12 protein-coding genes are annotated in these 13,864 nt (G+C 44.3%); 3 read left to right on the plus strand and 9 right to left on the minus strand.

Annotation, left to right across the window (positions count from 1 at the left end; translation table 11 throughout):
- Nucleotides 1-55: 55 nt before the first annotated feature.
- From C1S73_RS07340 to C1S73_RS07360, 5 genes are all read right to left on the minus strand, one after another.
- Complete coding sequence (locus C1S73_RS07340; protein WP_005440222.1) at nt 56-1,615, minus strand: AbgT family transporter; 1,560 nt, start codon at nt 1,613-1,615, stop codon at nt 56-58.
- A gap of 288 nt (nt 1,616-1,903) precedes the next feature.
- Entirely contained in the window at nt 1,904-2,314 is a 411-nt protein-coding gene (locus C1S73_RS07345; protein WP_038868759.1) for a type IV pilus modification PilV family protein, read from the minus strand.
- Nucleotides 2,304-3,599 (minus strand): hypothetical protein, encoded by a 1,296-nt coding sequence (locus tag C1S73_RS07350; protein ID WP_038868761.1) that lies wholly within the window; start codon nt 3,597-3,599, stop codon nt 2,304-2,306. The genes C1S73_RS07345 and C1S73_RS07350 overlap by 11 nt, the downstream gene beginning before the upstream one ends.
- Nucleotides 3,599-4,225, minus strand: coding sequence for a PilW family protein (locus tag C1S73_RS07355; protein ID WP_038868763.1), 627 nt, complete (start codon nt 4,223-4,225; stop codon nt 3,599-3,601). Before C1S73_RS07355 ends, C1S73_RS07350 begins: the two co-directional genes overlap by 1 nt.
- A gap of 11 nt (nt 4,226-4,236) precedes the next feature.
- Nucleotides 4,237-4,752 (minus strand): GspH/FimT family pseudopilin, encoded by a 516-nt coding sequence (locus tag C1S73_RS07360; RefSeq protein ID WP_038868764.1) that lies wholly within the window; start codon nt 4,750-4,752, stop codon nt 4,237-4,239.
- Between the two features lie 103 nt (nt 4,753-4,855).
- Between C1S73_RS07360 and C1S73_RS07365 the strand changes: the two genes are divergently transcribed.
- Nucleotides 4,856-5,293 carry a type IV pilin protein gene (locus C1S73_RS07365; protein ID WP_038868765.1) on the plus strand — a complete coding sequence of 146 codons (438 nt, stop codon included), beginning with the start codon at nt 4,856-4,858 and terminating at the stop codon, nt 5,291-5,293.
- Between the two features lie 89 nt (nt 5,294-5,382).
- Here the strand turns inward: C1S73_RS07365 and dnaJ are convergent, their stop codons facing one another.
- The 4 genes from dnaJ to grpE form a co-directional block, all read right to left on the minus strand.
- Nucleotides 5,383-6,531 (minus strand): molecular chaperone DnaJ, encoded by a 1,149-nt coding sequence (dnaJ, locus tag C1S73_RS07370; protein ID WP_038868766.1) that lies wholly within the window; start codon nt 6,529-6,531, stop codon nt 5,383-5,385.
- A gap of 201 nt (nt 6,532-6,732) precedes the next feature.
- Entirely contained in the window at nt 6,733-8,649 is a 1,917-nt protein-coding gene (gene dnaK, locus C1S73_RS07375; protein ID WP_038868767.1) for a molecular chaperone DnaK, read from the minus strand.
- A 319-nt stretch (nt 8,650-8,968) separates the two neighbouring features.
- A complete protein-coding gene (locus tag C1S73_RS07380) occupies nt 8,969-10,243 on the minus strand; it encodes a dicarboxylate/amino acid:cation symporter (RefSeq protein WP_038868768.1) in 1,275 nt (424 codons plus the stop codon).
- 421 nt (nt 10,244-10,664) lie between these two features.
- Nucleotides 10,665-11,261 (minus strand): nucleotide exchange factor GrpE, encoded by a 597-nt coding sequence (grpE, locus tag C1S73_RS07385; protein WP_038868770.1) that lies wholly within the window; start codon nt 11,259-11,261, stop codon nt 10,665-10,667.
- Between the two features lie 145 nt (nt 11,262-11,406).
- Here grpE and nadK point away from each other — a divergent pair, with 145 nt between their 5' ends.
- Both nadK and C1S73_RS07395 read left to right on the plus strand, forming a co-directional pair.
- Complete coding sequence (nadK, locus tag C1S73_RS07390; RefSeq protein ID WP_038868771.1) at nt 11,407-12,291, plus strand: NAD(+) kinase; 885 nt, start codon at nt 11,407-11,409, stop codon at nt 12,289-12,291.
- Between the two features lie 240 nt (nt 12,292-12,531).
- Nucleotides 12,532-13,719 carry a DUF3103 domain-containing protein gene (locus C1S73_RS07395; RefSeq protein WP_038868772.1) on the plus strand — a complete coding sequence of 396 codons (1,188 nt, stop codon included), beginning with the start codon at nt 12,532-12,534 and terminating at the stop codon, nt 13,717-13,719.
- Nucleotides 13,720-13,864: the final 145 nt, after the last annotated feature.

Here is a 13,864-nt window from a genome sequence, read left to right on the forward strand (position 1 = left end):
TGATTAGGGTGAACTTGCGCAGTTAACAACGCTACAGCGCCAAATATGACGGTATTTACATTGTGTATGTGTATGGCGCTTGGATACCTAGAGGAATACCTAGCATCCAGTAAGCAACTAAGAAGATAGACCAGCCGATTAGCATCGCAATCGAGAATGGCATCATTAGAGAAGCTAGCGTACCGATACCTGTCGACTTCACGTAACGTTGACAGTAAACCACTACTAGAGGGAAGAATACCATCAGAGGTGAAATGATGTTCGATACAGAGTCACCTACACGGTAAGCCGCTTGAGATAGCTCAGGCGAGATACCCACAGCCATTAGCATAGGCACTAGGATAGGACCGATAAGAGCCCATTTCGCTGATGCAGAACCGATTAGAAGGTTTACAGAAGCCGTTAGAAGAATCATACCGATGATAGTTGCTTCACCAGGTAGGTTCATCGCTTTCAGGCCTTCCGCACCGTATAGCGCTAGCATCGTACCGATATTTGATTGCGCGAACGCAGATAGGAACTGCGCACAGAAGAACGACATTACAATGTATGCGCCCATCGTAGACATAGTATCCGCCATCGCTTTGATGATGTCGTTACTTGTCTTGAACGTGCCAGAAACGCGACCGTAAACGTAACCCGGAATGATAAACAGGATGAAGATCAACGGAACGATAGACTTCATGATTGGCGCAGAGAACGCAGTGATTTCACCTTCAGGTGAACGCAGTGCAGAGTTTTCTGGGATAAGTGCCACAACAAGAAGTGCGATACCTGCCATCATAGCCCAACCAGCGTAACGGAAAGCTTTTGATTCAGTTTCAGTGAAAGAACCAAGATCTGGTGCTTTTTCTGCATCTTCATCAACAGGTGTGTTCGCTAGGCGAGGTTCGATGATTTTTTCAGTTACGTACCAACCAATAGCAACGATGATTACTGAAGATAGACCAGTAAAGAAGATGTTCGCTAGCGGGTTAACCACGTACTCAGGGTCAAGAACCTGTGCCGCTGTTTGAGTAAAGCCAGCTAGTAGAGGGTCGATACCTGAAGGGATGAAGTTTGCAGAGAAACCACCTGATACACCAGCAAACGCAGCTGCGATACCCGCTAGAGGGTGACGACCTGCTGCGTGGAAGATGATACCACCAAGAGGAATAACTAGAACGTAGCCCGCATCCGCAGCAGTGTGCGATACGATTGCCACAAGAATTAGCATTGGAGTAAGAAGTTTTGCTGGCGTGAAGTTCAGCATCTTCTTAAGACCAGTGGTGATGAAGCCAGACGAATCGGCAACACCCACACCTAGCATCGCAACAAGTACGATACCCAGTGGAGCAAAGCCAGTGAACGTTGTCACCATGTTAGCAAGGAAACTTGCTAGTGCTTCACCCGTAAGAAGGTTAGTAATAGTAAGAGCTTCGCCAGTTCGAGGGTTTAGAAGGTCGAAAGAAACATTCGACAAAAGTGCAGACGCAGCCCAAGTAATGATTAGTGCCCAGAAGAACAGAATCGCTGGATCAGGAATTTTATTACCCGCTCTTTCGATAAAGTTCAGAAAGCGATCCATCCCGCTCGGCTTCGGTGACGGTGCTTTATTTACAGCTTGGTTACTCATGGTAACTCCATATGAATGATGTTGGTGCCATGGCCTATTTGAGTAATTATAACGGCCTATTTTCAACCGAGCATTCTATTAAATAGTGATTAAGAAAGCACAAGGTTCTATGTTTTTTTCCATATTTGGAGACATATTTTGCAAAAACGACATATCAATTAAACATAAAAAAAACAGTAGCACACCATTCGCATTAACAGTTCTAAAACCACCTATTAACTACCAAAAACAGCAATAAAAAGCACAAATGTTAACGACAAATGTAATGACGAGAAAAATACAAAATCGTTAGTTTTCGAATTCACTGTACTGCGAAATCATTGTTTTCAACTCAAGGGATTGCGTCTCCCCTATCCTATCTTTCCAACTAGCAGTTATCGTGATGGTCTTGAGAGATCCGGAGATCGTTGCTGTAGGAACTTCCCACTCAACGATATAAGATCCAGTAGCAGAAGATCCTGTTGCAATCGAAGCAAAGGAAGCGGTAGAGATGGTAGAAAGCGCATCAGAAGCCCCGCGAGTCCTGAACCATTCGAGCTGATTTTCAGCTAAACGCAGCGCTTCAATACTGTGGATAGCATATTCTGATTTACGCTCCATGTAGATTTGCAACTTTGTTAGACCAAGCGCTCCGATTCCCAATAGCAGAAAAGAAATCAGCACTTCGATTAAGCTAAAACCTTGTTGTTTAGAGATCATTCCAAGAGCCTTTTTTCCAACGGAAGTTAATAATCGGATCAACTACCTCATCGATGTTATCTCGGTTGTATGCAAAATTTAGAGAGTTAACAAAATAAGCACTATAACCAGGGCTATCTAACACTTGTCCACCCGAAAAACTAAAGGAACCGCGTTGGAGGTAAACGACTTTATCTAAAGCAAGCGTGGGAAAGTTAGCCGCATCTCCAAAGTGATCTTTGGCCTCGAATAAATCCCAATGTGTATCCAACCCTGTAAGTGAGTTGGTTGTGAGTTGATAAAGCATACCGGGGAAAGTCATAGAGCCATGTACAGCGAAGATACCATCTTGAACCAAGAGTAATATTGGAGCTTCTCCTGTTGCATCAAAGGCTTCGTTGAGATAATCAATGCCACCTTTGATTGGTACCCCATCAGAATCATTCTCATAACCTCCAGAGCTATTCTTTTTCGAGGAAGTAAACTCACAGGACCCAGTCACCCAAATATGAGTTTTACCTGCTGAAATTTGCTCCCCAACTTTCTTTCCACAATCGGTAACAATTTGATTGGTTGAATCATCGTAATCAATCGCAGTAAAACCCCAGTCAGATTTCACAGAATCCCAATTACTACGCTGCTCTCTAAAAATGTCGAAAAATGGCTCTAGATCTGCATCTTGAATAAAGTCCTCACCATAGCCAGAGTCAGAAGCAGTGACACTCTTATGCTCAGATTTACAATCTATGTTGTTGTGAACAAAATCTGCATAAGGCGCTGAGCCATGGATAACCCCTTGATTAGTCGCCCCAGCTCGAGAATGGAAAGCATTTTTATAGCGAATAGCCACACATTCCCACCCACTACCGACTAACTCTCCAGGATCTGGTGTCGAAAAAGCAGAGCTGCCATTCACATATAAATCAGTGCTACTTTTTAGTGCTCCAGAAGCTCTTCCACGAGATAGAACTAGTTGCTTTTCAATGGTTCGGCTAGAACTCGCAACGGGCTGACTTAGCACCTTATTGTCGGGTTCTAAAGTTAGTTGATGCAGGTCTAACGGTGTTTCACATCGGTTTGAAATTAGTGACGTTGCAGAAGAAACATCACCTGTACTTTGAACTAAAGAATAGAAACACTCTAATCCCCCCTCAGCTAACCAATGTTCTTGTCGAGCTTCAATTTGGTTGTTTGCTCGCTTAATTTGATAAAAAAGGGATTTATAGCTTCCTAGTGACATCATCAGCGCTGCAACAAGCAACACACTGACGACCAATAACGCGGCGGCACCTTGCTGTTTTCTCATTACTGCCAATTCCTTTGCTTCACTGTAAACGACTGCTCTGTTCGAATATCAGTCGCATCTTTTAACTCTGTCCCTAACGTAACCGTTACCATGGCAGTCTCGGCGTCGGTATTTTTTACCGTAGCCGCGGCCAACGTAAATTGATTCACATGAATCGCTTTCTTATCAAAAAGCGTGTTACATGATCCCGTTCCAGATAGAGCGATGACATCAGCTACACTCCAGATCGTTGTTTGTTTTTTTTCACATACAAACAGAGATTCTGGTGTATCGACGCGTTGTTCATATACAACGTTTTTATACAAAGCCGTCGCTCCGGAAGCCCCGACATTGTAGGCGTAAGCAATAAGCCCCATACCCGGAGCATCAAGGGTGTAGATAGTATTACTGGCTCCTGAAATCTTCACGGAGTTACCATCAATACCATCGAACCCAGCGCGTTGAATGTCGTTTCTCAACATCTGTAAAACGCTGGCTGTATTTTGTAATAGCATCAGTTCCTTGGAGCGCTCCATTGCAGCCTTTTGACCGCTGATATACAGCGAACCAACAATAACGAGAGAAATGAGCCCCAAAGAGGACGCAATCATAAACTCAACGAGGCTCGCCCCTTTTTGCTTTAACATATCAACCCTTACTAAGAGCAAGTGGAATAGCCAAAGTATTCAGTTGAGTTGTTATCACTGCATACTCGAACACGGGCGGAAAGTGTGTGGGAAATAAGCTTAAGCGCTTTTGCAGATTCTCCAACCGGATAGAATTGGATATTGCCCGAAGAAGGGCGACCATGAACATCATCAAAGCTTATTTGACCAGACGAATAACTAGGTGTGACGACTATCCCGTCATAGGGAACGCCAGAAAAAGAAAACAATACGGTCCCAGCACCTTCGGTTCCATTGTCAGTTAATTCAATGCGCCAATCACCATCGCTCGATGAGTTTCCAGACATGATGATATGCGCCCAAAGTCGCTCACGGCGCAATACTGCTTCAGATTTCCCCTGAATAACAAAACCATGTAGCTCATCTGCTAATCGCTGCATTTTGTTGGTTTCAAACACATTTTGAAAAGATGGTGCCGCAGCAGCTAACAATATGCTCATTACAGCAATGGTGATTAAGAGCTCCAGTAACGTAAACCCGCGAGGCATTTCCCAAATTCCTATGCAAACGGCGAGAGGGCCGTAATTCATCTTGCACAGATGCTATCACCTGAGAAAAATAGTCGGAAAAGTGAAAAGGGAACTACTCGTCATGATTCGAATTTCTAGTTGTAACGGATACAACAGACGATTAAGAGGGATGACATTGATCGAATTACTGATTGCAGTCGTGATTGTTGGGATCATTGCAGCTATTGCTTATCCATCTTACTCAGGTCATACGATCACATCGCATAGAACGGTCGCGTTGAGTGATATTAGCCGCATTCAGTTGGAGCTCGAAACATCTTACAACGGTGGCTATGACTGGAGCGGGATTATATCTGGAGGTAGTTGTACGATCTGCGATTCGGACACAGACCGTTTCTCCTTTGCTGTCGCAAGTTCAGCAACAGTGGCATACACAATTACGGCAACCGCGAAATCTGATCGTGGGCAAGATGGGGACAGTTGCTTTCCTAGCGACCAAGATAAAAAAATAACACTCACTTCAACCAATATTGAATCGCCAAGCGAGTGCTGGAACTGATCAAGCCGCCTTCTCTGGCGAAAAGAAAACAGATACGAAAAAGCCCGCATTGATGCGGGCTTCTTATTAAATTTTAACTTAGTCAGCAATTAGCTAGTTAAGTCATCAAAGAACTTCTTCACGCCGTTGAAGAAGCCTTCAGATTTTGGTTTGTGCTTAGTCGCAGCATCACCACCACAAGACTCATCAAACTCTTTAAGCAGTTCTTTTTGGCGAGAGCTTAGGTTAACAGGTGTCTCAACCACTAGCTTAACGATTAGATCACCAACACCGCCGCCACGAACGCCTTTCACACCTTTACCACGCATACGGAACATACGGCCAGTTTGCGTTTCTGTCGGTACTTTAAGGTTCACACGACCATCTAGCGTAGGAACTTCAACTTCACCACCAAGTGCTGCCATTGCAAAGCTTACTGGTACTTCACAGTACAGGTTGTTACCTTCACGTTCGAAGATATGGTGCTCTCTTACATGAACTTGAACATATAGGTCACCCGCTGGTGCGCCCATTTCTCCTGCTTCGCCTTCGCCAGATAGACGAATACGGTCGCCAGTATCAACACCGGCTGGGATCTTAACGTTAAGCGTTTTCGTTTTCTGTTTGCGACCTTGACCATGACATTCATTACATGGGTCTTTGATGATCTTGCCTTTACCATGACAGGTAGGACAGGTTTGTTGAACTGCGAAGAAGCCTTGACGCATCTGTACTTGACCATGGCCATGACAGGTGCCACAAGTTTCAGCCGTTGAGCCTTTCTTCGCGCCACTGCCATCACAGGTATCACAGTGGACTAGCGTAGGCACTTCGATCTCTTTAGAAACACCGCGGACGGCTTCTTCTAACGATAGTTCCATGTTGTAACGCAGGTCCGCACCACGTTGTGCTCGCTGCTGACCACCGCCACGACGGCCGCCGCCAAAGATATCACCAAATACATCACCGAAGATGTCGCCGAAATCAGCGCCACCGCCACCAAAACCGCCGCCGCCGAAGCCGCCACCGCCTTGTTCAAAAGCCGCATGACCATACTGGTCGTAAGCCGCTTTCTTTTGAGGCTCAGTTAGAATTTCGTACGCTTCTTTTACTTCTTTAAACTTGTCCGCAGCAGACTCATCACCCTGGTTACGGTCTGGGTGGTATTTCATCGCTAGACGCTTGTACGCCTTTTTAATATCGCGCTCAGAGGCATCTCGGCTTACGCCTAATACTTCGTAAAAATCACGTTTTGACATGTTCTTCGTCACCAATTATTTACTGCAAACGGCATCGATTCACCGCTTGGTGTTTGTATCATTCTAGCTAAGTGCACTTATTGCAAAATACTTAGCTAGAAGGACAACGTTGACAAACAGACGGGCGTAAGAGTTACCCCAAACGCCCGTACACAAAGTCTTATCGACTCTAGGCGACCGTGGTCGCCTAGTTAAGAAAGCTTATTTCTTGTCGTCTTTAACTTCTTCGAACTCAGCATCAACTACGTCGTCTTCTTTAGACTGTTGAGCATCAGCGTCAGCACCTTGTGCTTGTTGAGCTTGAGCTTGTTGTTGAGCGATTTCCATTAGCTTTTGAGCTGCTGTCATAAGCGCTTGAACTTTCGCATCGATTGCTTCTTTGTCATCACCCTTACGAGCAGTTTCAAGCTCAGCGATAGCTGCTTCAATCTTCTCTTTCTCATCTGCAGGTAGTGCTTCACCAGCTTCTTCTACTTGCTTACGAGTACCGTGAATCATTTGGTCAGCTTGGTTACGTGCAGCCGCTAGCTCTTCGAACTTTTTGTCCGCTTCTTTGTTAGCTTCTGCTTCTTGAACCATTTTCTCGATGTCTTCGTCGCTTAGGCCGCCAGAAGCTTGGATAGTGATCTTCTGTTCTTTACCTGTTGACTTATCTTTCGCAGATACGTGAAGGATACCGTCAGCATCTAGGTCGAAAGTTACTTCGATTTGTGGCATGCCACGAGGCGCAGCTTGAATGCCTTCTAGGTTGAATTGACCTAGAGACTTGTTGTATGACGCTTGCTTACGCTCACCTTGAAGAACATGGATTGTTACCGCGTTCTGGTTGTCTTCTGCTGTAGAGAAAACTTGGTTCGCTTTAGTTGGGATAGTTGTGTTTTTCTCAACTAGCTTAGTCATTACACCGCCCATTGTCTCAATTCCTAGAGACAGTGGTGTTACGTCTAGTAGAAGTACGTCTTTTACTTCACCTGCAAGTACACCGCCTTGAACTGCAGCACCCATTGCTACTGCTTCATCAGGGTTTACGTCGCGGCGAGCTTCTTTACCGAAGAACTCAGCAACCTTCGCTTGAACCATAGGCATACGAGTCTGACCACCAACTAGGATTACGTCAGTGATGTCGTTTACAGATAGGTCAGCGTCAGCTAGAGCAACTTTTAGTGGCTCAAGAGAACGTTGTACTAGGTCTTCAACGAGAGATTCTAGTTTCGCACGAGTCACTTTCACGTTCATGTGCTTAGGACCAGTCGCGTCTGCAGTCACGTAAGGTAGGTTTACGTCAGTTTGAGAAGTAGAAGAAAGCTCAATTTTCGCTTTTTCTGCTGCTTCTTTAACACGTTGCATCGCTAGTGGATCGTTCTTAAGGTTGATACCTTGCTCTTTGTTGAACTCGTCAACTAGGTAGTTGATTAGACGTGTATCAAAGTCTTCACCACCAAGGTGAGTGTCACCGTTAGTTGCTAGAACTTCGAAAGTTTTCTCGCCTTCAACTTCATCGATTTCGATGATAGAGATATCGAATGTACCACCACCAAGGTCGTATACCGCAATAGTGCGGTCGCCGCCTGACTTGTCTAGGCCGTATGCTAGAGCAGCCGCTGTTGGCTCGTTGATGATACGTTTAACTTCTAGACCTGCGATACGGCCAGCGTCTTTTGTTGCTTGACGTTGAGCATCGTTAAAGTAAGCAGGAACTGTGATAACTGCGCCAGTTACTTCCTCACCTAGGAAGTCTTCAGCAGTTTTCTTCATTTTTTTCAAGATTTCAGCAGAAACTTGAGGAGCAGCCATTTTTTGGCCTTGCGCTTCTACCCAAGCGTCACCGTTGTCAGCCTTAACGATTTTGTAAGGCATGATTTCGATATCACGCTGAACTTCTTCATCTTCAAAGCGACGACCAATTAGACGCTTAATTGCAAATAGCGTGTTAGTTGGGTTTGTAACCGCTTGACGTTTTGCAGGTTGACCTACTAGCGTTTCACCATCGGTATATGCAACAACCGATGCCGTTGTGCGTTCGCCTTCAGCGTTTTCAATTACACGAGGTTTGTCGCCGTCTAGTACAGCAACACATGAGTTAGTAGTACCTAAGTCAATACCAATGATTTTACCCATCAGGCTATCTCCGAATAAATTCTATTTTCGTTTTGCTATATCCCCTATGTGGGGACGTAGAATCGGGTTTCAACCCTTGCTCACAAACAAAAATAATTATGTTTGCTTCTCTTATGCCCAATAGATAAGGGCTGCAAATGGCTTTTCAAGGGAAAGAGCAAAAAAAATTGAAAAAAGTTGTGCAAAAAGCGGGATGTTGGAATCTCGAAGCGCAGCGTTCCATAGGACGAAGTCCGTTCCCGAAGCGAAGCGTCTCTTAAAAAGAAAAAGCGAGGCCCTAAGACCTCGCTGTGAATTCGATTAAGTGAGCGATTAAGAATTACGCACTCGCTTGTGCTGGTTCAGCATCCACGATTTCTTCTTTACCAATCTCGCCTTCAGACTTAGCAACAATCGTGTTTACTGCTGTATCGCCGACTACGTTAGATGATGTACAGAACATATCGTTAATACGATCAACCGCTGCAACGATTGCTAAACCTTCTGGTGGTAGACCCAATTGGTGAAGGATAACACCAACCATCACTACACCGCCGCCAGGAACACCGCCAGCACCGATAGACAGTAGCAGAACCGTGAAGCCTAGAGTCACTAGGTCAGATACCGCAATAGGCTGACCAAACGCGTTTGCACAGAATACCGCTGCGATTGCGATGTAGATTGAAGCACCTGCCATGTTCATAGTTGCACCTAGTGGTACACCAAAACCAGCTACCGACTTAGACACACCAATCTTGTCAGTAAGAGTACGCATCGTTACTGGGATCGTCGCATTTGAACTTGCTGTAGATAGAGAGAACAACACTTGTTCACGCGTCTTACGAGAGAACTCGCGCGCAGAAATACCCGTGAACATTTGAACTGCTAGAGGGTAAACCACGAAGATCCAAAGCACTAGCATTGAAACCACAAGAGCAACGTAACCGGCTACTGATGCAAGCGTACCCGCATCCAAGGTTGCACCAAGTTGAATCATCAGAGCAAATACACCGTATGGCGCTAAGCTCATTACGAGACCAATTAGTTTCATCATGATTTCGTTCGCCATCTTAAAAGTACGAACCGCAGGGCCGCCTTTTGAATCAAGCGCTTGAATTGCAAGACCTGTCAGAATTGCCATAAAGATGATTTGTAGCATGTCGCCATTTGCAAACGCTTGTACAGGGTTGCTTGGAACAATGTTCACAACCATAGAGAAGATGTCCGGTGTTTCTGTTGACTTAAGCGCCACAGAATCAGAAATCGTACCCGCAAGGTTTGCACCTGCACCAGGCTGAACAATCATAGCAACAGTAAGAGCAGCAATGATCGCAACGACGGTATTTAAAATGTAAAGAGTAAAAGTTTTACCACCCAAGCGACCAAAAGAACGAATGTCTTTAAGTTCCACAATGCCACATACAATTGACACATAAACCAGAGGAACAACCAGAAGTTTAATCAGCGAAACGAACATGCCGCCCGCACCTTCTGCTGCACCTAGAATATAGGTATCAAAAATCGCAATACCGCTAAATAAGTACTGAATAGCTGTACCCAGCACGAGGCCGGCGAACAAGCCGATAAAAATCTTACTAGAAAGCGATTTATCCATCATAAATCTCCGAAATGTTGTGTTTGCTATTTATATTTTTATAGTTACATCTGCTAATTTTTACGGCAGACCTCGCGAATAATACACATCAGAGTTACAAAATAAAGGCTTTCTTTACGAGAATGTTAATAACTAACATTAAAAGTAAATCACCAGTTCTAGATTGATATTCAGAATTTTATTTTGAAGACAAGTCATAACAGGTACTTATAGACACAGCATCCCATAAGTAAGCAAGATAAAGAGAGGATATCTCCTATAGGAAAATTATTTGCCAATAGGAAAAAGTTTGAAGAGGATCAAATTTCGAAATTTAGCTCATATTCAGAGGAGTGAATATGAGAATGACAATGTTTGAAACAAAAATGCCCACTGAGAACCAGTAGGCATTTAAATAAATATATATCAGTAGGTTACTGAATTATTTTGCAACCATAACCATTGCAGGACGTACCACGCGACCGTTTAGCTCGTAACCTTTTTGCATTACGAACATAACGGTATTTGACTCATGGTCAGGACTTTCTTGGATAGACATCGCTTGATGGAATTCAGGGTTGAAAGCTTCACCTTCTGGATTGATCTCTTTCAAACCAAATTTCGATACTGCGTCTACAAACGTCTTATGCGTTAGCTCAACACCTTCAAGAATTGGCTTAACCACTTCATGCTCAGCATCAGCAGCTTGGATAGCACGCTCTAGGTTGTCGATAACAGGAAGAAGCTCTTCAGCAAACTTGTTCAAAGCGTATTTACGCGCTTTATCAATTTCTTGCTCTGTACGACGACGCATGTTTTCTACTTCTGCTTTAGAACGTAGAACGGCATCTTGCTGATCTTTCACTTTCGTTTCACTTGATAGAAGTGCTGCTTCTAGTTGAGCAATCTTAGCGTCTTTTTCATCACCAATGTCTTCAAGTTCCGCTTCTGCTTCTTGAGCTGCTGCCTCTACTTTCTCAGCCTCTTCGATGATCTGATCAAGCTCGGCTTCAGTAACTTTGTTTTCTTCGTTGCTCATGATATCTCCAGAATCAACATAATGTCCTCAAAGCTTACGCACGTTTTGCGGGCTCTAACCACATTAAAATTCGCATATTTAGGTAACTTGCCATTATTATGGGGATGAAGATTCCTGATTCAAGCCTCTTTAATGCGGAAATGCTATGAAAAACCCATGTAACGTGATCGCGATTATCGGAAAACCTCGAGATCAGCAGGCTATTCAAACTCATAGAGAGCTTTACCAATGGTTAACCTCTGAAGGTTACCAAGTGTTTATCGATGACCGCCTTGCTGCAATTTTAGACGATATTCCACAAAATCAATTTGCCAGCCTAGTGGAACTTGGTAAAAACGCCGATCTTGCTATTGTCGTTGGGGGCGATGGCAACATGTTAGGCGCAGCTCGCATTTTATCTCGCTTTGATGTCGCAGTGATCGGTGTGAACCGAGGTAACCTTGGTTTCCTAACGGACCTTAACCCCGATGATTTCAAAACGGCATTGAAAGCCGTTCTGAATGGCGAATATATTGAAGAAGAGCGATTTTTACTTGAGGCCGAAGTGCATCGTCATGGCCAGATTAAAAGCCACAATGCCGCCCTAAACGAAGCAGTACTTCACCCTGGTCAAGTCGCACATATGATCGAGTTTGAAGTTTACATTGATGATAGCTTTGCGTTTTCGCTGCGCGCCGACGGTTTAATCGTTTCAACTCCAACAGGTTCAACCGCTTATTCCCTTTCCGGTGGTGGTCCTATCTTGTCGCCAAGCTTGAATGCAATCTCTTTGGTTCCGATGTTTCCTCACACTCTTTCAAGCCGTCCTTTAGTGGTTGATGGAAAACGACGCATTAAATTGATCGTGTCACCAGAAAACCGCGGTACGCAAGAAGTCAGTTGTGATGGACAAGTTTCACTACCGGTTTCTCCAGGCGATGAAGTTCATATTTATCAAAGCCCGAATGTACTTAAACTGATCCACCCAAAAGACTACAGCTACTACCACGTGCTAAGAAACAAGCTCGGTTGGTCAAGCAAATTGTTTTAACAAGAAAGGTTGATGTGAAGGCATCAACCTTTTTTCTATGCTCTCATTAACTCCAATTCCATCCCCACCCAAGGCGACACAGATTAATTCATTGTTAAATTTAATTTTATAAAACTTGATCTTGTGGGTAAATTTTATACAAAATTCTGAGCTCAAATTGAAAGGTGTCCGACTGATGATATTCTCAGTATGAATAGAACATAAACTCTAATTCATACTTATTATCTCAAAGGGCACATTATGAAAAAAACAATGATATTGTCCGTTCTCAGTACGTTAGCGCTTGCTGGCTGTCAATCTGAGGAGGCAAAGGTTACCGATATATCAAACGCAAAAGCCGAGGACATCTCGAATACCAAGCGGACACTAGCTCTGCAACTCAGCGAAAGTTATGCCAACATAGAACCCATGCTGCGCAAAGACATCACTGCCGAACACATTAATGTCCCCCTTTCCTCATTCGTCGAACAGAAACCTTTATCAGCATTTAGCCAACAACTCACACAAGCCGATACACAAATTCGAGCGTGGAAAGGCATCTCTGAATACTCCGATCAATTGCTTGAAGTTCGACTTGCAAATGAAGAAATGCTCGGCGTGTGGCAAGAAGGGACCGTCGACCCACTCTTTGCTTTCGAACCAACAGGGGATGATGAGCAGTGGCAATACATCGAAGCTTACGATGTTTATGGCCAAGTCCACCAACTCGATGTCTATCAACTTCCAGACGTGCCTGTATTGGTTGTCGACAGCAACAGCTCTGCAGAGCTAAAAGCTGGGCTACAGGCTATGCAGGCAGAAATGAGCAAGCTTGGGCAAGCAACCATGGTCCAACCCTATATGACTGACATCGCAAAGGCTCAAAAATCTCTTTTCTCCCACACAGAAAGTACACCTCAACCAATTCAAACTACGGTTTTGAAGAAGATTCGTCTTGCCAATGACCAAGAGCCTTGGATTTCAGGAAAAGCTGAAATCTACGCCATTGTCACAGGTGTAAACCCTACGCGTGATGAACCCACTTTGGATCTCGTCGAGCTACCTTATTTGGATTACGACAACACCACCTACTTACCCAACCAAATCATCATTCACTGGTCTCGTTACCGTTGGGGGGCGGCGGATATCGTCTTAATGGAGCAAGATGACGGCACCGATTACAAACAGTTAGCCAAACTGCTTGTTCAGGTTGCAGAAGAAGTCCTGAAGGCAATTCCAGATCCCGAAGTTCAGGCCTATGCCATTATTCCTCAGATCACCAATAAAATTATCGATGCGATTCCGGATGGCGCACTCACTAACGATGACGATTTTATCGATGTGTATTACACCCTGATGCAAGACACTTCCTATGTCGACCATCCTGGAGCAGGGGTTAATGCTGTGGCAACGTTTGAGCCGCTCACAATTAACCCAACTCGACCGTAACTTGTTCAATTTTAATAGGTCGTTGCATTTGCTCGGCCTATTTTTCTCTTCACCATCACAAAAAATACCTTCTTCCTACAAAAAATCCAGCAGCCACCTTTACTGTATAAAGAAACAGTATATACTGTTTTCTTATACAGTATTG

Source organism: Vibrio jasicida 090810c (assembly GCF_002887615.1).
GTDB classification, from domain to species: domain Bacteria; phylum Pseudomonadota; class Gammaproteobacteria; order Enterobacterales; family Vibrionaceae; genus Vibrio; species Vibrio jasicida.